A 22,523-nucleotide genomic window follows, 5' to 3' on the forward strand; every position below is an offset into this window, starting at 1 on the left:
ATGGTATGATGAAGTCAAATCAAACATCCTTTCTAAAAAGAAAAAATCTTGTATAATGAAAGTAAGTAATCCCAAGAGATTACATAAATTTATTTTTTAGAATAGGTATCTGAAGGAGAAGATAAACAATGACTACATTTAAAAAGATTATGGCGTTTACAGGTTCCATTTTTATCGTCATCGTGTTATTCGGTATTCTTTCAGCCATCTTAAAGAGTAGCTGGCTTCTGATTGCTTTAATCACCATTGCTGTAGCTTCTATTCTGTTTTTCTTTTCTGCAAAAGCAGGTGACCAAGCTTTAACCGAAAAGACAGGTTTAACAAAAAAAGAATTCAAATATATTCGCTCAAATTTAGAGGAAGCGCGTCTTAAAATAATGCGCCTTCAAAAAATCATGTCTACAAATAAAGGACTCTATTCTTTTCAAGAACGTAACAAAACACTTCAACTGGCGAAAAGAATCTATGGGATTGTAAAAGATGAACCAAAACGTTTTTACGAAGCGGAAGATTTCTTCTTCTCCCACCTTGATTCACTTGTAGAACTTACTGAGAAATATGCTTTTCTTGAGAGCCAACCTGTTAAAGATAAAAAAATCTATCAAACTTTGTCAGACACTCGCTCACTTTTAAATGATTTGAGCCGTGTGATTGAAAAGGATTTGTTTACACTCCTTAATCAAGATGTTAACAGTCTTGATTTTGAGCTTGAAGTTGCTAAAAACTCAATTTCCAAGCAAAAACAAAAGTTCGAAAGGAGCTCGAAACATGAGTGAGAACAGTGAAAAAAAAGAATTAAATCAAACTGAATTACTTGAGAAAGATATGAATCATACATTAGATGATTTACTTAGCAATCCATTCGGAATGGATGATACAAAAAACACGAGCATTACGAATAGCGAAAATGACGCGGCGCCTCGCCTCGTAGATATGCTTCCCGAAAGCAATAAACGTCAGGCTCTTGAACTGAGCAAACAAATTGATGCGGGAAATCAGGCGGCCATTCTTGGATACGGTGCACCTGCTCAAGCGAAACTTCATGATTTTTCGCACTCAATGCTCGCCCACGTGCAGAAGCAAGATGTTGGTCCGATTGGGGATATCATTAGCGACTTGATGTATCGACTGCAAGAAGCTGATCCAGACGAGCTTGCTGCACGCAATAAAAATATTTTCACAAAAATGTTTCACCGTGTGAAACAATCGATTAATGAAATCACGTCAAAATATCAAAAAATTGGCACCCAAATCGACCGAATTGCTTTAAAACTAGAGCATTCGAAAAAACGCTTGATGGAAGATAACTCCTTCTTAGAGCAACTTTATGATAAAAATAAAGATTATTTTCAAGCTTTGAATATTTATATCGCGGCTGGCGAATTGAAGCTTGAAGAAATCAATGATAAGTTGTTGCCTGAACTTCGCAAAAAAGCTGAAGAAACTGGCGATCAAATGGATTTCCAAGAAGTGAATGATTTGACGCAATTTGCTGACCGTCTTGAAAAACGTGTGCATGACTTAAAACTTAGTCGGCAGATTACGATTCAACAAGCACCGCAAATTCGTTTAATCCAAAATACGAACCAAGCGTTAGCTGAAAAAATTCAATCGTCCATTATGACGGCTATTCCGCTTTGGAAAAACCAAGTGGCGATTGCCTTAACACTTTTAAGACAACAACAAGCAGTTGAAGCACAACGTCAAGTTTCTGAAACGACAAATGAACTTCTGAAACGCAATGCTGACATGCTGAAAACAAACGCGATTGAAACTGCGCGTGAAAACGAAAGAGGTATCGTGGATATCGAAACGCTTAAACATACGCAATCAAGTTTAATTGAAACACTGCAAGAAACACTTAAAATTCAACAAGAAGGCCGTGCTAAACGTGCTGCAGCAGAAAAAGAACTCGTTTCTATGGAACAAGAACTAAAAGATCGTTTAATTGAATTACGTTAAAAATACTATAACTTAAACGTGTCGCGCAAAACTAGGCTTTGGAATCTCAAAGCCTAGTTTTTTAATGTGCGGTACATTAGTGTCACCGCATAGAACTTGTCGTGAACGCGGAAATAATCGGGATACTCCCCCGCCACATTAAATCCGAATTTTTTATATAACAGAAAGGCAGCTCGGTTCTCACTCACAACTTCAAGCGTCAAAATGTGCAGACCGGCTGTTTCGGCCGAATGGACAAGCGCCTCCAGCATTTGCGAGCCGATTCCTTGTCCCCAAAACGCTTTTTTCACAGAAAGTGAAATCTCCCCGCGGTGCGCCATTCGCTCTTTAGGCGGCACAATCACAAGCCCAACGCTAATTAGCTCATCATGTTCATAAGCCACGAGCATACAAGCCTTTTGATGATAAAAATAATCTTCGATGATGGCTTCTTCGTCTGAACGGGAAACTAAAAATTCATTTTTCCCAAAAGTTAAAAATGAAGTTTCTCCCCCAACACCGTTTAAATAACGAATAATATTTTCGGCATCCTTTTTTTCAGCAACGCGAATTGTAACCATATACTCCTCCTTTTATATACCTTCTAGGCGCATATTTTCAAAATGAATGGGTTTTAAGTTTGTGACGGTCAAACCGATTAGACGAATAGCTTCTTTACCATCATAAACATCATTTAGTAGCGCGGCTCCGGCTTCGTATATCATTTGGCGATCATGGATATAATCGGTAAGCGTCATCCGTTTTGTTATCGTCGTGAAATCACTATATCGCAGTTTTAAGACTACCGTTTTTCCGTGCTTTTGGATTTTAAGTAGTCGCGTTTCAATCTTTTCCGCAAACCGCATTAAACTTTTTTCAAGCAGAGCTTCATTTAAAACATTTCGTTCGAAAGTGGTTTCTTTCCCAACTGATTTACGGTCACGATGCGGATTAACAATGTTATTCGAACGACCTCGCACGTGGCGATACAAGTAGTAGCCATGTTTATGGAACTCTCGAATCAAATCCCATTCACTCCATGCTTTTAAGTCTTTACCCGTTTTTATGCCTAAACGATGCATTTTTTCGGAAGTTACTTTTCCTACTCCATAAAATTTGTCAATGGGAATAGTTTCTAAAAATTGTTCAGCTTTTTCTGGCGGGACGACTGTCAGACCGGCTGGCTTTTTATAATCGGATGCTATTTTAGCAATAAATTTATTGTAGGACACTCCAGCAGACGAAGTGAGGCCTAATTCATTGTATATCGCATATTGGATTTCCCTTGCGATAAGTGTTGCGGAAGTCATGTTTTTTTTATTTTCTGTCACATCTAAATACGCCTCGTCCAACGAGAGCGGCTCAATGATGTCCGTATAGCGTCTGAAAATATCGCGAATTTGGCTAGAGATTTCCATATAGTGCTCCATGTTTCCATGAATGAAAATCCCTTCTGGGCATAGCTTAACTGCTTGTTTTGTGGGCATTGCAGAGTGTACACCAAATTTACGCGCTTCATAAGAACAGGTCGAAACAACACCGCGCTTGTTTGGATCGCCGCCGATTATAAGCGGTTTCCCGCGGTACTCAGGATGGTCGCGTTGCTCAACAGAAGCATAAAACGCATCCATATCAATATGAATTATCTTTCTGCTCACATCCATGTTAAGCCACCCCTCTGAAAACGAACGTTTGTTCTATTTCCATTATACCAGAATCTTAATTTTTTTCAAGAAAAAAAACGCCTAATATGGCGTCATTTTTTCATGAAAGCATTTCGCCCAAAAAACTCGACGACACTCGGCATTACTTGATAAATTCTTGTCCCTATGTTCATCAAAAATGGCAAATTCACCTCGCGCCGATTTTTCCCAATGATTCGGATTGTTTTTTCAGCTACTTTTTCGGGTTTTAAAACGAAAAATCCTACGCTTTTTAAATACTCTCCTGATTCATCTGCAAGGTCAAAAAAGTTTGTCGCAATCGGTCCAGGATTCACCGTTGTCACCTTAATGTTGTCCGCCTTTAGTTCCATCCTTAACGCATTTGAATAGCCTAACACCGCAAATTTGGTTGCCGCATACGCACTCGATTTTGGCGTCGCAATTTTGCCGGCTTGAGAAGCAATATTTACAATATGCCCGCTTCGTTTTTCCTTGAAATGCGGAATAAAAAGTTGCGTCAAGCGAATGAGTCCCAAAACATTCGTATCAAACATCGCTTCCACCGTTTCAAACGGAGTGTTTTCTGCCGTTTCAAACAGACCAAAGCCAGCGCAATTGATTAGCACGTCGATATCGTGAGCCTGTAAAATTTCTTTGATTATTTGTTCCATAGCAAGAAAATCTGTCACATCGAGCGGGTAGACGTGTGTACTGACTTGGTAGTCACGTTCAATACGCGCACTAATTTCGGTAAGCTTAGCCGCATTTCGCGCAATCAAAATAACACTCGCTTCTGATTTCGCCGCATAATGGGCTAAATTTTCGCCAAGACCGCTTGAAGCGCCCGTTATTAGAACCGTTTTTCCTTTTAAAAAAGAATTCATTTTTGCCTCCTAAATAGTAAAACTAGCAAAGTCTTCGGCGATATCCGTATTTGGAAACACTTCACGCGCCTCGTCGCAAAGCTGTAAACTGGCTTCCTTGTCGTACCGCGAGCTAATATGCGTCAAAATAAGATGTTTCGCGCCAGCAATTTGGGCAAGCTTGGCCGCATCGGTTGTCGTTGAATGCATGTATTCTTTCGCCATCTCTTCTTTAGACGCTTCAAACGTCGCTTCATGCACAACGATATCTGCATTTTCCGCTAACGCTCGCTCGTTCTCTTGTGGCCTCGTATCACCAAAAATCGCAATAATGCGCCCTTTTTGTTTTGGCCCAATAAACGCCTCACCATCAATCATTCGACCGTCAGGAAGCGCCACTTTTTTTCCTTGCTTTAATTCCTGATAAAGTGGCCCTGCCGGAACCCCTTCCTGCTTAAGTCGTGCGGCATCAAGTGTCCCCGGCTTATCCGCCTCAACCAACCGGTAACCAAAGCTCGAAATGCCGTGATCGAGCTCATCACAAACAACTTGCCACTGATTGTCGCGGAAAATTTCGCCTGGTTCAACTTCTATGACCTGAAGTGGGTAGGTCAAATGAGAACCACTAAGTTCCAAAGAATTTTCGATAAAGGCAGCTATGCCCGTCGGACCATAAACTGTCAATTCTGTTTCTCCGCCTTGAAATGAACGGCTGCTTAAAAGACCGGGCAAACCAAAAATATGGTCGCCGTGTAAATGTGTAATAAAAATTTTTTCAAGTTTGCTTAGCCGAATTGAACTGCGCAAAATTTGATGCTGCGTCCCTTCTCCGCAATCAAACAGCCAAATCGCATTTCGCTCATTTAACATGGAAATGGCAATTGATGTGACGTTGCGATTTTTTGAAGGCACTCCCGCACCTGTCCCAAGAAAAATAAGTTCCATTTTTCTCCCAACTTTCTAAATCAATATGTTCCATTTTATCATACTCCTTCAAAAATGAAATGAATTCTCGAAATAAAACGTTTTCATTTTAAATTCACATTCTTTTTCTAGTTCAAACAGTTGCACAAACATACTTTAATGGATAAAATAGTATGGAGCTATAGAGCTTTTTGTGCTCGAATGGATTTATGTAATCCTTGTTAAAGCAGAAACGAGAAAGAGGGTAAGTGCGTATGACAGATAATTTAGAACAAAAAGCTTTGATTACAATTTTTGGCGGTACGGGAGATTTAGCAAATCGAAAACTTTACCCTTCGCTATATCATTTATTTAGCAAAGGCTATTTAAAGAAAAATTTTGCTGTAATTGGAACTGCGCGCCGGGAATGGAGTAATGATTTCTTTCGAGATAAGGTGAAAGAATCAATTCAAGATATTGCCGCTTCAAGTGCTGAAGCAGATGAATTTGCTAGTCATTTTTACTATCAGTCACATGATGTCACCAATAAAGAGTCCTACGTTTCGCTTAAAACATTGTCAGATGAACTTGATCAAAAATATGATTTAGCTGGCAATCGTATTTTCTACTTAGCTATGGCGCCGAACTTTTTCGGCATTATTGCAAGCCGCATCAAATCTGAAGGCTTTGTTGATACGAAAGGTTTCCATCGTTTAATTATTGAAAAACCGTTTGGGCATGACTTAGAAAGTGCTCATGAATTAAATGATTCCCTTCGTGAAGCTTTTCATGAAGATGAAATCTACCGTATTGACCATTACTTAGGGAAAGAAATGATTCAAAATATTTCCGTTATTCGCTTCGCTAATTCTATTATCGAATCACTTTGGAATAATCGTTATATTGACAATATTCAAGTTACGCTAAGTGAAGTTTTAGGTGTTGAAGACCGCGGGCGTTACTATGATGAAAGTGGTGCACTCCGCGATATGGTGCAAAACCATATTTTGCAAATTGTTTCCTTACTTGCTATGGAACCGCCTATTAAACTTTCCACCAAAGAAATTCGTCATGAAAAAGTACGAGCACTACGTTCTCTTCGCGTTTATGAAGGTGAAGAAGTGTTAGAAAACTTCATTCGTGGGCAATACGGTTCTGGTCACGCATTTGGTAAAGATTTAAAAGGTTACCGCGAAGAAGACAATGTGAATCCAGACTCCAATACCGAAACGTTTGTCGCGGCGAAACTATTAATTGATAATTTCCGCTGGACTGGCGTCCCGTTCTATATCCGAACTGGTAAACGTTTAGCTGCCAAAGCTACACAAATTGCGATTCACTTTAAAAACGTCCCAATGAACCTTTTTGGTAGCGATATGTCACTAGGCGGCAATGTGCTCGTCATTCATATCCAACCTAATGAAGGTATCACTTTACATCTTAATGTTAAAAAGCCTGGTCAAGGTATGGAAACCATGCCGATTAATTTAAACTACGCTCATTCTTCTCCAGACGGAATGAACACACCAGAAGCATACGAAAAACTCATTTTAGACTGCTTACGTGGTGATGCCACTTACTTCTCACATTGGGATGAGGTAAGTCTATCTTGGAATTTCATCGATCACGTGGCAGATGTTTGGAAAAACACGAAGGGACACTTCCCGAATTATAAACCTGGCACGATGGGGCCAGATGAAGCAGATGAACTACTCGCTAAGGATGGCTTTAGCTGGTTTAAAGTTCATGAAGAATAAAAAACAAGCGGCGAGGAATTAAATCCTCGCCGCTTGTTTTTAAACATTGTCCGCACTTTTATGGCTAATCGCAAAAGCTCTGCTTCTGTTTTTGGCTCCATTTGGGAATTTAATGCCTCTAATCTTATCATTACTTCCCTTAGCTGTTTATATTTTGGAGGGCCCAATCAATTTTCCCGCGCCCAGATTTTTCGAGAAAGTCATTTGCTTTTGAAAATGGTTGGCTTCCAAAAAATCCACCATTTGCCGCAAGTGGTGATGGGTGTGTTCCTTTAATTAAATAATGTTTTGGATTCGTCACACCTTCTGCTACCTTTTGAGCGTGGTTGCCCCAAAGAATAAACACAAGTGGTTCGGGGTAATCATTTAGTTCAGCTAACACTCTTTTCGTGAAAGTAGCCCAGCCGTATGATTTATGGCTTCCCGCCGCCCCTTCCTGAACGCTCCAACTTGTGTTCATCATCAAAACACCTTGCTCCGCCCAACCACCTAAATAACCATGATTTGGCGCATCAATATTTAAGTCCGTTTTCAACTCTTTATACATATTTCGCAAGCTAGGCGGAATTTTTTGCCCCGGTTTAACCGAGAAACTAAGTCCATGCGCCTGCCCCGCGCGGTGATACGGATCTTGCCCGATAATGACCACTTTAGTCTTTTCATATGGGCATAATTTAAAACAGGAAAACATATCTTCTTCAGGTGGATAAACATTTCCTAAACGACGTGCCACACCAACTTTTTCCATCAGTTCGACAAAATAAGTTTCATTCGCTTCCTGCTCTAAAAATTCACTCCAGCTTTTCATTAAGCTTACACCTCTTGCTTTCTTTTTTGACTAAAAAGAAAATATACGCCTAGCATACTTTCTAAGCCTCATCTTATGTATTTTTTTAGATTGCCCTAACTTATACTACAAAACGTAGTTATAAAAATTATATCATACCTAGAAGTTAAAAATAAAGTGCAAATTGATTATTCAAGCTTGAATTTAAATGGGCACATGCTAAAATGAAAGAGAATAATCTTAAAGGAGCAGTTGTAAAATGGCTGATAATTTGCAAGACTACATCGACAACGGGTTATATGGTCCGAAAGAATTGAATCCAGCAGAAAAAAAGAAATATTTGGGAACGTACCGAGAACGCGTCATTGTTGCGTTAAATAAAAGTGAAGTTCTTTCTAAAAAAATGTTGCCTGAACTAGAAGAAAAGGTTCTCACGTATGAAGGTTCCAAATTACTTTTAAATGGCGCACTTGGATACGCGCTGCTTCGGCCATATATCCAAATTGCTGAACGAACGAAACACGAGTTTTCAATTGTGTCACGTGAAGAAGAGGATACCGATATTTATCTCGTTTTAGCCGATACAAAAGAAGTGAATATCGAAGACGTCCATTTACATGCGGAGCAAAAGGAACCTGAAAACACAGAGAAACGCTCCCTTTTAGACAAAATCAAAGAAATTTTAAATTAGCATAGGAGGTTTAAAAGATGTTACACATAGTTGTTGTCGCATTATGCGCGCTAATGCTAATTCAATCACTTTACTTTTTCATTCGAAAAAACGTCAATATGGGCGTACTTTTCTTATTAATTACAGCCGCTTTATTCATGCTCACACGCATTTAACGGCTGATTGGACAAAATGGCTTGTTTCAATTTTGCCTGCATCACGCCAATTCCCGAGTAGCCAATGAGTGGCTGCACAAATTGCTGCGTACCACCTGTGATTTGTTCCAGAAGCGGACCATATTTTTTGCCACCAAGTAGAATAATTGATTCTTGATTTTCAAGTTTTAATGCGCGCCACTGCGCTTTTAGTGCGTCTAGTTGAATAGTTTCAGCTGTGACGCCTTTTTGATTGAAACGGACATCATATGTTTTCAAAAGGGTATCATTTGGGTGCAGGAATCCGTATTTTGGGGACAAAATCACGTATTCATCTGCAAATTTTTCTGCGTAAGCCTGACAGAGTTTATGAAACGTTCCAGTGTATGCTTTTCTTGCCTGACAAGAACCATATTTTGGATTTTTATCCCATATCTTAGGTTTCCCAGAAGGAATTATCATCATGTTTGATCCAGCTCCCAAAGTGTAATTTTCCCGCCTAGTTGCATTTCATCGTGACCTTCTCGGTATTTAAAGCCGGTGCCTTGTAAAACATGTATCGAAGCTAAATTATGCTCAAATGACCGCGCAAAAATGCGGGTTATTTTTTTCTGCGCGACAAGCCACAAAACCATTTCAGCTAACGCCTCTTTCATGTATCCATGGCCTTGATAGCTTTCTACAATGCTGTATCCGAGCTCAATTTCTCCTGTTTCGTCGGGATTCCCTTGCCCACCAATTTCACCGATTACAATGCCTTCTTCTTTTAAGACAACAAGTTTTGTCCACTTTGTCATCTCAGGTTTGTTTTTCACATTTTCCAGAACATATGGTAAATAAAAAAAGAAATCGATTCCCGGCCATTCTTCTGAAACATCGTATCCCGTCACTTTTTCGAGCTCTGAAATACCTTTAATTGTGGCCTCAATCATTTCAAATGTATATTCAATTAAAAGCAACCGTCTTGTTTCCAAAGGTTCCATTTTATTCCCTTGCTTTCCTCATCAAATTTACTAATTTAAACTTATCAAAAAAAGCTCCACTTGTATACTTTTGGGTCCATCGTGATAAAAATATAATAATTTTAATCAAAAAGTAAAACTATTCTGTTTTCTTTTTTTATTTTCATCGAGAAAGCGTTTTCTTTTAAGTTATAGGTGGATTGTTATACCTGGTACTAATTTATCATTTTTCTATTCTCAATTATTGAATCGTCTAAACTGACAGAAAATTTTCAAATAACTGTTGACTTCTACGAGCAACACGTTTATATTTAATTATAACATTACATCACTTGCTAGATTTAAAGCTTTGATGTGGTAAATTATGAATGCTATATCCCATTTTGATTAAAAGGAGTTAATGACCATGAAACAAGTATCATTTAATGCCGTCATTACAATTTTATTACTCTAGCAGGACTTTGAATTCGCGATTTCAAGCGGTTTCGAGTCCTGTTTAGAATTACTAAATGGGATTCTTTCAAAGCATCCCATTTTGTTTGGAACAAAATTGGGGTGCTTTTTCTTTTGAAAAGATAGCTAGCATACATTTATTGTTTAGTAAATTCACAAAATTCTGCTTAGAAAATTTATGGTAGGAAAAGGGGTAGAAAAATGCGAAGTGATAAAATCAAAAAAGGTGTTGAACAAGCACCGGCAAGAAGCTTGCTGCATGCAACGGGGCAACTAAAAAGCCCGGGTGACATGAATAAGCCATTCATTGCAATCTGTAATTCATATATTGATATTGTTCCGGGTCACGTACATTTACGTGAACTTGCAGATGTGGCGAAGGAAGCTATTCGCGAAGCTGGCGGTATTCCATTTGAGTTCAATACGATTGGTGTAGATGATGGGATTGCGATGGGACATATTGGTATGCGTTATTCCCTACCGAGTCGCGAAATCATTGCGGATGCGGCAGAAACTGTTATTAATGCGCACTGGTTTGATGGCGTGTTTTATATTCCGAATTGCGATAAAATTACGCCCGGCATGTTGCTCGCATCAGTTCGGACAAACGTCCCCGCTATTTTTTGTTCAGGTGGCCCGATGAAAGCTGGTCTTTCAGCAACCGGAAAAGCGTTAACGCTCTCCTCCGTTTTTGAAGCTGTTGGATCATTTAAAGAAGGCTCGATGTCGAAAGAAGAATTTTTAGATATGGAAAAAAACGCGTGTCCAACTTGCGGTTCATGCGCAGGAATGTTCACTGCCAACTCCATGAATTGTCTGATGGAAATTCTTGGTCTTGCTCTTCCGGGTAACGGGACGACACTCGCAGTTTCAGATGACCGGCGCGAACTGATTCGGAAATCGGCTTTTCATTTGATGGATTTGGTTAAAAAGGACATTCGTCCAAGAGATATTGTTACGAAGGATGCCATTGATGATGCGTTTGCGCTTGATATGGCGATGGGCGGTTCAACCAACACGGTACTGCACACGCTCGCGCTTGCTAATGAAGCAGGCATCGATTATGAGCTTGAGCGAATTAATGATATTGCAGCTCGTGTACCCTACCTTTCAAAAATCGCCCCGTCTTCCGCCTATTCGATGCACGATGTTCATGAGGCTGGTGGCGTTTCTGCCATAGTGAAAGAACTTGTGGAACTTGAAAATGCGATTCACCCTGACCGAATCACGGTAACGGGCAAAACGATTCGCGAAAATGTAGCGGATGCGGCAATCAAAAATGAAAAAGTCATTCATCCGAAAGAAGATCCTTATAGCCCTGTTGGCGGGTTATCCATTCTCTTTGGCAACATTGCACCAAAAGGAGCGGCGATTAAAGTCGGCGGTGTAGATCCGTCCGTTCAAGTGTTTAAAGGCGAAGCGATTTGCTTTAGTTCACACGATGAAGCGGTTGAAGCGATTGATAATCATACCGTAAAAGAAGGTCACGTCGTGGTCATTCGCTATGAAGGACCAAAAGGCGGTCCGGGAATGCCAGAAATGCTCGCACCAACCTCTTCTATCGTTGGTCGCGGACTTGGTAAAGATGTGGCGCTCATCACAGACGGTAGATTTTCCGGAGCAACTCGCGGCATTGCCGTCGGTCATATTTCACCAGAAGCAGCAGCGGGTGGTCCGATTGCACTCGTTCGGGACGGTGACCAAATTATCATCGACTTGCCGAACAGAACGCTAAACGTGGACGTGTCAGATGCCGAACTTGAAGCGCGCAAACAAGAACTACAACCTTTTAAAGCAAAAGTAAAAACGGGTTATTTGGCTCGTTACACAGCGCTCGTCACATCGGCTCATACAGGCGGCGTTATGCAAATTCCAGAAGACTTATTAGATTAAAACGAGGTGATGAAGATGCTAAAAAACGAAGTAAGCGACACGGCAGCAAAAACAGGCGCCGAACTGCTAATTGATGCCTTGAATAAACAAAACGTTGAAATGATTTTTGGCTATCCGGGTGGTGCCGTTCTACCGCTTTACGATGGATTTTATGACTGCAATATTCCGCATATTTTGGCAAGACACGAACAAGGTGCCATTCATGCGGCGGAAGGTTATGCGAAAGTGACGGGCAAACCAGGCGTTGTTGTTGTGACAAGTGGGCCTGGTGCTACGAACGTGCTAACTGGAATTGCTGATGCCATGAGCGATTCAATTCCTTTAGTCGTTTTTACTGGCCAAGTTCATACGCCGGGAATTGGTAAAGACGCCTTCCAAGAGGCTGATATGATTGGGCTAACCATTCCGATTACAAAATACAATTACCAAGTGCGCGATGTGCGTGACTTACCACGAATTGTAAATGAAGCATTTCATATTGCGACAACCGGTCGAAAAGGCCCTGTTGTAATTGATATTCCAAAAGACATTGGAATTGCGCATACGGATGTGGTACATCCCGATACAATTGATTTACCGGGATACCAACCTACTTACTTACCGAATCCATTGCAAGTAGAAAAATTGATGCAGGCGCTTGAAAAAGCGAATAAGCCGCTCATTTTAGCAGGTGCAGGCGTAAATCATTCGCGCGCGACGGCTGAACTTTTAGAATTTGCAGAACGTTATGAAATACCAGTTGTGAATACCTTACTTGGTCTTGGGAGCTTCCCTTCTGATCACGAACTTTTTCTTGGTATGGGCGGTATGCATGGCTCCTATGCTGCCAACATGGCGCTAACAGATTGCGATTTGCTCATCAACTTTGGTTCACGCTTCGATGATCGTTTAGCAAGCGCACCAAAAGAATTTGCCAAACACGCTGTTATTGCTCATGTTGATATTGACCCAGCGGAAATTGGTAAAATTATTCCGACGCAAATTCCTATTGTGGCAGACATTAATGAAACGCTACAGCAAATTTTAAAAATGGATTTAGCGGACAAGGAAGATATTGCCCACTGGCACAAATTAAATATGACGCGAAAAGAACGACATCCTTATTCATATGACCGGAAACAAAATGCTGAGATTAAACCGCAAAAAGTAATTGAACTCGTTGGTGAATTAACAAATGGTGAGGCGCTTGTGGCAACGGACGTTGGGCAGCATCAAATGTGGGTGGCACAATTTTATCCTTTCCAATTTGACCATCAAATTATTACAAGTGGCGGTCTAGGCACGATGGGCTTTGGGATTCCAGCTGGGATTGGCGCAAAGTTAGCTTTTCCAAATAAAACGGTCGTGGCTTTTGTTGGCGATGGTGGCTTTCAAATGACGTCGCAGGAACTGGCGATTTTAAATGATTACGGCATCGCACTTAAGACGATTATTTTAAACAATGGCTCTCTTGGGATGGTCAGACAGTGGCAGGAAAAATTCCACAATGAGCGCTTTTCACATTCCATTTTCCAAAGTCAGCCTGATTTTGTGAAGCTTAGTGAAGCATACGGGGTCAAGAGTGTACGCATCACAGCCCCTGAAACGCTTGAAGCGAAATTACGCGAAGCTTTTTCACACGATGGTCCTGCTGTCATTGATGTTCATATTTCAAAAAATGAGCTCGTGCTGCCGATGGTGCCGAGTGGAAAACCGAATCATCAGATGGAGGGAGTCGAGTGAGATGCGCAGAATTATTACGGCAACGGTGAACAACGCTTCGGGGGTTTTGAACCGGATTACGGGTGTCATTTCGAGGCGACAATATAATATCGATAGTATTTCGGTTGGTTGGACAGAAACCCCGAATGTATCGCGGATTACGATTGTTGTTCATGTGGACTCACTGTATGAAATTGAGCAAGTGACGAAGCAATTAAATAAGCAAATTGATGTGTTAAAGGTTAGTGATATTACAGATGATCCGCATATTGAGCGTGAATTAGCACTTGTGAAAATTAGCGCCCCTGCTTCTGTTCGTGCGGAGCTCACTGCTGTGATTGAACCTTTTCGAGCGACGATTATTGATGTCGGTGCAAAAAGCATTGTCATTCAAGTTGCGGGAACGAGTGAAAAGGTAGACGCCTTTGTCGATGTTGTCAGACCTTATGGAATTAAACAAATGGCAAGAACTGGTGTGACTGGCTTTACACGCAGTCCGAAAAAAAATTAGGTAATGAATTACCCTATAGAAAAAATTTGGAGGTTAGGAAAATGACAAAAGTTTATTATGAAGATGCAGTAAATGGAAATGCTTTAGAAGGAAAAACGGTTGCGGTTATTGGGTATGGTTCGCAAGGTCACGCCCATTCTCAAAATTTACGTGATAATGGAAATAACGTTATTATCGGTATTCGTGAAGGTAAATCAGCGGAAGCGGCAAGAAATGATGGTTTTAAAGTATATTCTGTCAAAGATGCTGCTGAAAAAGCTGATGTGGTCATGATTTTGCTTCCTGATGAAACACAAGGAGAAGCTTATGAAAATGAAATTAAACCCGGCCTAGAAGCTGGCAATGCACTTGTTTTTGCACATGGTTTTAACATTCACTTTGACGTTATCACGCCGCCAAGTGACGTGGATGTATTTTTAGTAGCACCAAAAGGTCCTGGGCATCTTGTTCGTCGCACATTCGTTGAAGGCGGTGCAGTCCCTGCCCTGTTTGCAGTTTACCAAGATGCAACTGGAGGCGCGCGCGATGTTGCTTTATCTTATGCAAAAGGTATCGGAGCAACACGTGCTGGCGTTATTGAAACAACCTTTAAAGAAGAAACGGAAACAGATTTATTCGGTGAACAAGCTGTTCTTTGCGGCGGTGCTACACATTTAATCCAAGCTGGTTTTGAAACGCTTGTGGAAGCGGGTTACCAACCTGAACTTGCTTACTTTGAAGTGCTGCACGAAATGAAATTAATTGTAGATTTAATGTATGAAGGCGGTATGGAAAAAATGCGCCACTCCATTTCAAATACGGCAGAATACGGTGATTACGTATCTGGTCCTCGCGTTGTGACGGCGGATACGAAAAAAGCAATGAAAGAAGTACTTACGGATATTCAAAACGGAAATTTTGCAAAAGCCTTTATTGATGATAATAAAAACGGCTTTAAAGAATTCCACCGTTTGCGTGCTGAACAAAAAGGACATCAAATTGAGGAAGTTGGCGCGAATTTACGTCGTATGATGCCATTTGTAAATCCTAAACAAGTTGAACAAGTCAAATAATTTTGTTCCATCAAATAAATCTAATGAGGTGAAATCGAATGAAAAAAATCCAGTTTTTTGACACTACACTTCGCGACGGCGAACAAACCCCTGGAGTAAATTTTGATGTAAAGGAGAAAGTTAGAATCGCCTTACAACTGGAAAAACTTGGTGTAGATGTCATCGAAGCCGGTTTTCCGATTTCTTCTCTAGGTGATTTTGAATGCGTGAAAGCCATTAGTGAAGCCGTTCAAACATCTAGTGTAACTGGTTTAGCACGTTGCCGGGAACAGGACATTTTACGGGCACATGAAGCGCTAAAACATGCGAAAAGCCCGCAACTGCATATTTTTCTTGCGACAAGCGACGTCCATATGCAGTACAAACTCAAAATGACCAAAGATGAAGTTTTGGCTTCTATCAAACACCACGTTACTTTTGCTAGAAAGCTATTTAACATTGTTCAATTTTCGCCAGAAGATGCGACGCGGACAGATCGGGCGTTTCTAATTGAGGCCGTTCAAACCGCCATTCATGCTGGCGCAAAGGTAATTAATATCCCTGACACGGTCGGCTACACGAATCCTACCGAATTTGGCCAGCTCTTCCGTGACCTAAAAGCGAACATTCCAGAATTTGATGATGTGATTTTTTCCTCGCATTGTCACGATGACCTTGGAATGGCAGTTGCCAATTCGCTGGCGGCAATTGAAAACGGTGCGCTCCGCGTGGAAGGTGCTATTAATGGCATCGGCGAACGTGCGGGCAATACTGCACTTGAGGAAGTCGCTGTGGCGCTCCACATTCGGAAGGATTTCTACCAAGCGGAAACGAATATAACGCTCAATCAAATTAAGGCGACGAGCGATTTGGTAAGCCGGCTTTCAGGCATGCCGGTTCCGCGCAACAAAGCGGTTATTGGTGGCAATGCCTACGCGCATGAATCGGGCATTCACCAAGACGGTGTGCTGAAAAATCCGGATACGTATGAGATTATTACGCCAGCTCTTGTTGGCGTTCAAAAAAATTCGCTACCACTTGGGAAGCTTTCTGGGCGGCACGCGTTCACAGCACGCATGGAGGAACTCGGCTATTCGCTTTCGGAAGCGGAACAAAACGAAGCCTTTAAACAATTTAAAAATCTTGCTGATGTTAAAAAGGAAATCTCCGAGGCAGACTTGCATGCGTTAGTGGCTGGTCAAGCGGCTGAAACAGCGGAAAATGAATCGCTGACTCACCTCCAAGTGCAATTTGTGACAGATGGCGTTCAGGCGGCGGTCGTTAGAACAGAGGGACAAGATGGCGTGCGCGAAGACGCTGCGACTGGAGCTGGAAGCATTGAAGCGATTTACAACACGATTAATCGTCTGCTAAATCAAGACGTTACGCTCGTAAATTATCACATTCAAGCCATTACTCCTGGTCAAGATGCGCAAGCGGAAGTTCATGTGGTTATTAAAAATCAAGCGGGCCATGAAATTCACGGAATTGGCATTGACCATGATGTGCTGACCGCAAGTGCGAAGGCATACTTAAATGCAAGCACGAAAAAAATGCCTGAAACAGAAAAATCATTTGAGGAGGCACGCTAAATGGAGTACACGATTACAGCACTTCCAGGCGACGGGATTGGACCAGAAATTATGGAGGCTGGTCTTTCTGCGCTAAAGGAAATTGAAAAACAATTTGGTCATACGTTTCAAATTAAAACTTGCGCGTTTGGTGGGGCGGCAATTGATTTGACAGGCCAGCCATTTCCAGAAGAAACGCTTCAAGCATGTCTAAGCGCTGACGCCATTTTGCTTGCGGCAATTGGAGGCCCAAAGTGGGATGATGCACCGATTCGGCCGGAACAAGGCTTACTTGCTCTTCGGAAATCACTCGGTTTGTTCGCAAATATTCGTCCTGTACAGGTGTCTAGAAGTATTAGCCATCTCTCCCCTTTAAAACAAGAGATTGTAAATGGCACTGACTTGGTGATTGTGCGGGAGCTGACGGGTGGGCTTTACTTCGGTGAGCCGAAGCGTTTCGACGCAGACAGCGCGGTAGATACGCTCGTTTATTCTGCTGAAGAGATCCGTCGAATTATCGTTCAGGCGTTTGAAATTGCGAAAAACCGCAAGAAAAAAGTGACTTCGGTTGATAAAGCGAATGTACTTGCATCGAGCAAATTGTGGCGCCAAATCGCAAATGATGTGGCGGCGGACTATCCTGACGTTACACTCGAACATCAATATGTGGACGCATGTGCGATGCATTTGATTCAAAATCCGCGGCAATATGATGTGCTCGTTACGGAAAACATGTTTGGTGATATTTTAAGTGACGAAGCTTCTGTTTTGTCTGGCTCACTGGGCATGCTTCCTTCGGCGAGTTTTGCGGAAAATGGACCTTCGCTTTATGAGCCGATTCACGGATCTGCGCCTGATATTGCGGGTCAAAACGTAGCAAACCCAATTTCGATGATTTTATCAGTTGCGATGATGTTAAGGGAATCTTTCCACTTGGAAGCTGAGGCGCACGCACTGGAAACCGCTGTAAATGATACCTTAATAGCCGGGTTTTTCACAAAAGATTTAAAGGGCGAAACGAGTACGACGGCCTTTACGGCAGAAGTTCAAAAACGGATTAAAGGAGGCGTTACACATGGGTAAGACGCTATTTGATAAATTGTGGGACCGTCATGTGATTTACGGGGAAGTTGGTGAACCGCAGTTATTATATGTTGATTTGCATCTCATCCATGAAGTGACTTCTCCGCAGGCGTTTGAAGGGCTTCGCATGGGAAATCGTCCAGTAAGACGGCCAGATAAGACGTTTGCGACGATGGATCACAACGTTCCGACTGAAGATATTTTTAACATTCAAGACTTAGTAGCGAAAAAACAAATTGAAGCTTTGCAAAAAAACTGTCGCGATTTTGGTGTCACACTTGCCGATGTAGGTTCTGACCGACAAGGAATTGTGCACATGGTGGGCCCTGAAACGGGGCTGACACAACCTGGGAAAGTCATTGTATGCGGTGACTCGCATACGGCGACACACGGGGCCTTTGGCGCGATTGGTTTTGGGATTGGTTCAAGTGAAGTGGAACATGTTTTTGCGACGCAAACCATTTGGCAGCAGAAACCGAAGTCGATGGGCATTGAAATTACGGGCGAGCTGCAACCAGGCGTTTATGCGAAGGATATTATTTTGCATTTAATTGCCACTTATGGCGTTGCTTTTGGAACGGGATATGCCATTGAATATTTCGGCGATACGATATCGAAGCTCACGATGGAAGAACGTATGACCATTTGCAATATGGCAATTGAAGGTGGCGCAAAAATGGGCATGATGGCGCCTGATCAAACGACATTTGACTATGTTCGCGGACGTGAATATGCACCGCAAGATATGGAAGCGGCCATTACAGATTGGCAGACGCTGAAAACGGACGACGACGCTACTTATGATTTGCATCTTCAAGTTGACGTTTCCACTCTCGAACCTTACGTCACATGGGGAACGAATCCTGAAATGGGCGTGCCGATTTCCCAGCCGTTCCCAGCGATTCAAAATATTAACGATGAGCGTGCCTACACTTACATGGGACTTACTCCTGGCGCACGCGCCGAAGATATTGAGCTCGGATACGTCTTTATCGGTTCGTGCACGAACGCACGGATTTCTGATCTTGAGGAAGCGGCTAAAATCATTGCGGGGAAAAAAGTTAAACCGGGGATTCGCGCACTCGTCGTCCCGGGTTCGCGCAAAGTCCGTTTTGAAGCAGAAAAGCGTGGTTTAGATGAGGTGTTTAAGGCGGCCGGATTTGAGTGGCGCGAGCCTGGTTGCTCAATGTGTCTTGGGATGAATCCCGACCAAGTGCCAGATGGTGTGCACTGCGCCTCGACGTCCAACCGTAATTTTGAAGGACGACAAGGGAAAGGTGCTAGAACGCATCTCGTCTCCCCTGCTATGGCCGCGGCGGCAGCTATTCACGGCAAATTTATTGATGTTCGAAAGGAGGCTGTTCTTAGTGGAAGCTATTCAAATTCATAAAGGGCAAACGGTGGCGCTCATGAATGATAACATCGACACCGACCAAATCATTCCAAAGACCTTTTTAAAACGAATTGAAAAAACGGGATTTGGTGAATTTCTGTTTGACGAGTGGCGCTATTTGCCAAATCGTAAGCCAAATCCTGAATTCCCGCTTAATGCGGCTGACAGACAAAACGCGACGATTCTAGTAACTGGCGACAATTTTGGTTGCGGCTCGTCGCGCGAACATGCCGCTTGGGCGCTACTTGATTACGGCTTCCGGGTCATCATTGCCGGTGGCTACAGCGACATTTTTTACATGAACTGCACAAAAAACGGAGTCCTCCCCATTGTGTTGCCTGCTCTGGCACGCGAGAAACTGTCCAAAATTTCCTCCGAAGAAGAAATCGTTATCGACTTGCCAAATCAAGAGGTGCGAAGCTCTGTCGGTCAATTTTCATTCACGATTGACCCCACTTGGAAAGAAAAGTTTTTGAACGGACTCGACGATATCGCGATTACGCTCGAACATTTAGATGCCATTTTGGCGTATGAAGAAAAAATCGAAACCAAATAGAAAGGTTGTGAAAAAATGGAACTGGCTGATGTACTCGTATCAAAATCCGATGTTTTAAAAGCATATGAGGTGTTAAAATCCATCGTAAAACGGACTCCGCTCGAACTAGATCCGTATCTCTCGCACAAATACGACTGCCAAGTTTTCCTTAAACGCGAAGATTTGCAATGGGTCCGCTCCTTTAAACTCCGCGGTGCCTACTATGCCATTCACCGCTTAGGCGAAGCCGAACGCGCAAAAGGCGTCACATGCGCAAGCGCTGGCAATCACGCACAAGGCGTTGCTTATACATGTCAAAAATTGGGGGTAAAAGCAGCCATTTTCATGCCCACAACTACGCCAAATCAGAAGGTCTCGCAAGTAAAATTTTTCGGTGGTGAGTTTGTCGACGTCATTTTAACAGGCGACACATTCGACGCATCTGCTGAATCTGCCAAAGCTTATTCAAAGGAGCATGAAACTACTTTCATCGCGCCGTTTGATGATCTTGATATCATTGCAGGCCAAGGCACGCTTGCTGTTGAAGCCTTTTATGACCTCGAAGCGGCTGGGGAAAAAGCCGATTACGTTTTCGCAGCAATTGGCGGTGGCGGCTTAATTAGTGGCATTTCGAGTTTCATGAAAGAAGCTAGCCCACATACGAAAATAATTGGCGTTGAGCCAAGCGGTGCACCTTCGATGGCTGCTGCCCTTGAAGCCGGCAAAACGGTCAATCTCCCCCAAATCGACAAGTTTGTAGACGGGGCGGCTGTGAAGCAAGTCGGTGAACTCACCTTTAAACATGCCGAGAAGTTTATAGATGGTTGCATTTCAGTCCCAGAAGGCGAAGTTTGCCAGATGATTCTTGAGATGTACACAAAGCAAGCGATTGTGGCGGAACCGGCTGGAGCCCTGTCTGTTGCGGCGCTCGAACACTATAAAGAAGAAATTAAAGGGAAAACGGTCGTCTGCGTGGTGAGCGGTGGTAATAATGACATCAATCGCATGCAGGAAATCGAGGAGCGCTCCCTTCTGTTCCAAGGTTTAAAGCATTACTTTATCGTAAATTTCCCGCAACGCCCTGGTGCGCTAAAGGAATTTGTTGGTGAGGTGCTCGGACCGCATGATGACATTACTAAATTTGAATACACGAAAAAAGTCAATCGTGGCAACGGGCCTGTTATCATTGGCGTGCTACTAAGTTATAAAGAAGACTATCCCGCGCTGCTCGAGCGAATGGAAATCTTTGACCCAAGTTTCATTCCGATTAATGATAATCAAACTTTATATACTCTTTTGGTTTAAAAAAAAAGCGTTTGGGGGTGCCCCAAACGCTTTTCATTATTCCGTGATAATTTTATGCACCAGTTTCGGCGCTTCCGCCTGACTAGAAATGCGGATATTCTCATAAATTTTCTCTGTGACACCCGCCACGTCTTCCTTATTGCTGAAAATGGTTACGAGAGAGTCGCCTGCTTGAACGGCATCGCCAACTTTTTTGCGTAACATCAGTCCAACCGCTAGATCAATTTCATCTTCTTTCGTTGCACGCCCGGCACCTAGAATCATTGCGGCCACACCAATTTCGTCTGCTACAATTTCGCTCACAAAACCACTTTTTTTAGCAGGCACTTCAATTTTATATGTAGCTTGTGGCAATTTTTCTGGCGAATCTACAATGCTTGCATCGCCACCTTGGTTTTCTAAAAACTGTTTAAATTTCTGAAGCGCCTGTCCATTTTTCATAACAGCAAGCAATTTTTCGCGCGCCTCTTCTAAACTTTCTGCCTGCTTTGCTAACACTACCATTTGACTGCCTAGCACTAAAACAAGTTCCGTCAAATCAGCTGGACCTTCCCCTTTTAGCGTATCAATCGCTTCCTTCACTTCAAGCGCATTCCCAATTGCGTAGCCTAGCGGTTGCGACATATCAGAAATAACGGCCATCGTATTGCGACCAACACTGTTCCCAATGCGCACCATCGCCCGCGCCAAGTTTTCAGCATCTTCATCGGTTTTCATAAACGCACCCGCGCCAGTTTTCACATCCAAACAAATCGCGTCCGCACCTGCGGCAATTTTTTTACTCATAATTGAACTCGCAATAAGCGGAATGGAATCCACCGTACCCGTTACATCACGAAGAGCGTACAGTTTTTTATCGGCGGGTGTTAAGTTGCCAGACTGTCCAATGACAGCCACCTTATCGCGGTTCACAAGCTCAATGAAGTCATCTTTCGTAATCTCGACATGAAATCCTTCCACCGCTTCTAATTTGTCAATCGTGCCGCCTGTGTGCCCTAAACCTCGCCCAGACATTTTCGCAACCGGAACACCTAAAGCCGCAACAAGCGGAGCTAAAACGAGTGTTGTCGTATCCCCTACGCCACCTGTGGAGTGTTTATCTACTTTTATTCCGTGAATGGCCGACAAATCAATTGTTTCACCTGAATTCACCATCGCCATCGTCATATCCGCGCGCTCGTTATCTGTCATATCTTCAAAATAAATCGCCATGAGTAGTGCACTCACTTGATAATCAGGAATTTTCCCTTTCGTATATCCCTCAATAAAAAAATTAATTTCAGCCGTCGTAAGTTCGTGCCCGTCCCTTTTCTTGGAAATAATATCCACCATTCTCACGCTAACC

At 42.5% G+C, this 22,523-nt stretch carries 22 protein-coding genes; 14 read left to right on the top strand and 8 right to left on the bottom strand.

Features of this window, described 5'->3' with window-relative positions; all coding sequences use genetic code 11:
• The first annotated feature begins 128 nt into the window (after positions 1 to 128).
• Both BN1609_RS04010 and BN1609_RS04015 read left to right on the top strand, forming a co-directional pair.
• Positions 129 to 776, top strand: a complete 648-nt coding sequence (locus tag BN1609_RS04010; protein ID WP_088809611.1) for a 5-bromo-4-chloroindolyl phosphate hydrolysis family protein — start codon at positions 129 to 131, stop codon at positions 774 to 776.
• Positions 769 to 1,962, top strand: coding sequence for a toxic anion resistance protein (locus tag BN1609_RS04015; RefSeq protein WP_088809610.1), 1,194 nt, complete (start codon positions 769 to 771; stop codon positions 1,960 to 1,962). The genes BN1609_RS04010 and BN1609_RS04015 overlap by 8 nt, the downstream gene beginning before the upstream one ends.
• Positions 1,963 to 2,015: 53 nt before the next feature.
• Here the strand turns inward: BN1609_RS04015 and BN1609_RS04020 are convergent, their stop codons facing one another.
• From BN1609_RS04020 to rnz, 4 genes are all read right to left on the bottom strand, one after another.
• Positions 2,016 to 2,522 carry a GNAT family N-acetyltransferase gene (locus BN1609_RS04020; RefSeq protein WP_088809609.1) on the bottom strand — a complete coding sequence of 169 codons (507 nt, stop codon included), beginning with the start codon at positions 2,520 to 2,522 and terminating at the stop codon, positions 2,016 to 2,018.
• 12 nt (positions 2,523 to 2,534) lie between these two features.
• Positions 2,535 to 3,605 carry a DNA polymerase IV gene (gene dinB / locus BN1609_RS04025; RefSeq protein ID WP_088809608.1) on the bottom strand — a complete coding sequence of 357 codons (1,071 nt, stop codon included), beginning with the start codon at positions 3,603 to 3,605 and terminating at the stop codon, positions 2,535 to 2,537.
• A 92-nt stretch (positions 3,606 to 3,697) separates the two neighbouring features.
• Positions 3,698 to 4,489, bottom strand: a complete 792-nt coding sequence (locus tag BN1609_RS04030) for an SDR family oxidoreductase (RefSeq protein WP_088816114.1) — start codon at positions 4,487 to 4,489, stop codon at positions 3,698 to 3,700.
• A 9-nt stretch (positions 4,490 to 4,498) separates the two neighbouring features.
• Positions 4,499 to 5,413: a ribonuclease Z gene (rnz, locus tag BN1609_RS04035; protein ID WP_088816115.1), complete on the bottom strand. Its 915-nt coding sequence runs from the start codon at positions 5,411 to 5,413 to the stop codon at positions 4,499 to 4,501.
• Between the two features lie 233 nt (positions 5,414 to 5,646).
• Between rnz and zwf the strand changes: the two genes are divergently transcribed.
• Entirely contained in the window at positions 5,647 to 7,128 is a 1,482-nt protein-coding gene (gene zwf, locus BN1609_RS04040; protein WP_088809605.1) for a glucose-6-phosphate dehydrogenase, read from the top strand.
• A 139-nt stretch (positions 7,129 to 7,267) separates the two neighbouring features.
• Here the strand turns inward: zwf and BN1609_RS04045 are convergent, their stop codons facing one another.
• On the bottom strand, positions 7,268 to 7,936 hold the full coding sequence (locus BN1609_RS04045) for a uracil-DNA glycosylase (RefSeq protein WP_088840535.1): 669 nt from the start codon (positions 7,934 to 7,936) through the stop codon (positions 7,268 to 7,270).
• Positions 7,937 to 8,174: 238 nt separating this feature from the next.
• Here BN1609_RS04045 and BN1609_RS04050 point away from each other — a divergent pair, with 238 nt between their 5' ends.
• Positions 8,175 to 8,606 carry a YueI family protein gene (locus tag BN1609_RS04050; RefSeq protein WP_088809603.1) on the top strand — a complete coding sequence of 144 codons (432 nt, stop codon included), beginning with the start codon at positions 8,175 to 8,177 and terminating at the stop codon, positions 8,604 to 8,606.
• A gap of 17 nt (positions 8,607 to 8,623) precedes the next feature.
• Positions 8,624 to 8,761, top strand: a complete 138-nt coding sequence (locus BN1609_RS13965) for a hypothetical protein (protein ID WP_088809602.1) — start codon at positions 8,624 to 8,626, stop codon at positions 8,759 to 8,761.
• Here BN1609_RS13965 and BN1609_RS04060 read toward each other — a convergent pair.
• Both BN1609_RS04060 and BN1609_RS04065 read right to left on the bottom strand, forming a co-directional pair.
• A complete protein-coding gene (locus tag BN1609_RS04060) occupies positions 8,738 to 9,205 on the bottom strand; it encodes a DUF6884 domain-containing protein (protein ID WP_088840536.1) in 468 nt (155 codons plus the stop codon). The genes BN1609_RS13965 and BN1609_RS04060 overlap by 24 nt on opposite strands.
• Positions 9,202 to 9,723, bottom strand: coding sequence for a GNAT family N-acetyltransferase (locus tag BN1609_RS04065; RefSeq protein ID WP_088838907.1), 522 nt, complete (start codon positions 9,721 to 9,723; stop codon positions 9,202 to 9,204). Before BN1609_RS04065 ends, BN1609_RS04060 begins: the two co-directional genes overlap by 4 nt.
• A gap of 633 nt (positions 9,724 to 10,356) precedes the next feature.
• Here BN1609_RS04065 and ilvD point away from each other — a divergent pair.
• Genes ilvD through ilvA form a run of 9 tightly spaced genes read left to right on the top strand, consistent with a single transcriptional unit; the run spans position 10,357 to position 21,178 of the window.
• Entirely contained in the window at positions 10,357 to 12,048 is a 1,692-nt protein-coding gene (gene ilvD, locus BN1609_RS04070) for a dihydroxy-acid dehydratase (RefSeq protein WP_088809599.1), read from the top strand.
• 9 nt (positions 12,049 to 12,057) lie between these two features.
• Positions 12,058 to 13,770 (top strand): biosynthetic-type acetolactate synthase large subunit, encoded by a 1,713-nt coding sequence (gene ilvB / locus BN1609_RS04075; protein WP_179946381.1) that lies wholly within the window; start codon positions 12,058 to 12,060, stop codon positions 13,768 to 13,770.
• A 1-nt stretch (position 13,771) separates the two neighbouring features.
• Complete coding sequence (ilvN, locus tag BN1609_RS04080) at positions 13,772 to 14,260, top strand: acetolactate synthase small subunit (protein WP_088809597.1); 489 nt, start codon at positions 13,772 to 13,774, stop codon at positions 14,258 to 14,260.
• Positions 14,261 to 14,301: 41 nt separating this feature from the next.
• On the top strand, positions 14,302 to 15,312 hold the full coding sequence (ilvC, locus tag BN1609_RS04085) for a ketol-acid reductoisomerase (RefSeq protein WP_088809596.1): 1,011 nt from the start codon (positions 14,302 to 14,304) through the stop codon (positions 15,310 to 15,312).
• 38 nt (positions 15,313 to 15,350) lie between these two features.
• Positions 15,351 to 16,883, top strand: a complete 1,533-nt coding sequence (locus tag BN1609_RS04090) for a 2-isopropylmalate synthase (protein ID WP_088809595.1) — start codon at positions 15,351 to 15,353, stop codon at positions 16,881 to 16,883.
• Entirely contained in the window at positions 16,884 to 17,945 is a 1,062-nt protein-coding gene (gene leuB / locus BN1609_RS04095; protein WP_088838909.1) for a 3-isopropylmalate dehydrogenase, read from the top strand.
• Complete coding sequence (leuC, locus tag BN1609_RS04100; protein WP_088809593.1) at positions 17,938 to 19,335, top strand: 3-isopropylmalate dehydratase large subunit; 1,398 nt, start codon at positions 17,938 to 17,940, stop codon at positions 19,333 to 19,335. The genes leuB and leuC overlap by 8 nt, the downstream gene beginning before the upstream one ends.
• Positions 19,313 to 19,894: a 3-isopropylmalate dehydratase small subunit gene (gene leuD, locus BN1609_RS04105; protein WP_088809592.1), complete on the top strand. Its 582-nt coding sequence runs from the start codon at positions 19,313 to 19,315 to the stop codon at positions 19,892 to 19,894. The genes leuC and leuD overlap by 23 nt, the downstream gene beginning before the upstream one ends.
• 15 nt (positions 19,895 to 19,909) lie before the next feature.
• Entirely contained in the window at positions 19,910 to 21,178 is a 1,269-nt protein-coding gene (gene ilvA / locus BN1609_RS04110; RefSeq protein ID WP_088840537.1) for a threonine ammonia-lyase IlvA, read from the top strand.
• 36 nt (positions 21,179 to 21,214) lie between these two features.
• On the opposite strand, the gene BN1609_RS04115 is transcribed toward ilvA, so the two are convergent.
• Positions 21,215 to 22,516: a pyrimidine-nucleoside phosphorylase gene (locus BN1609_RS04115; protein ID WP_088816120.1), complete on the bottom strand. Its 1,302-nt coding sequence runs from the start codon at positions 22,514 to 22,516 to the stop codon at positions 21,215 to 21,217.
• Positions 22,517 to 22,523: the final 7 nt, after the last annotated feature.

Origin of the sequence: Listeria sp. ILCC797 (assembly GCF_900186185.1) — a bacterium.
Taxonomy (GTDB): Bacteria; Bacillota; Bacilli; order Lactobacillales; family Listeriaceae; genus Listeria; species Listeria goaensis.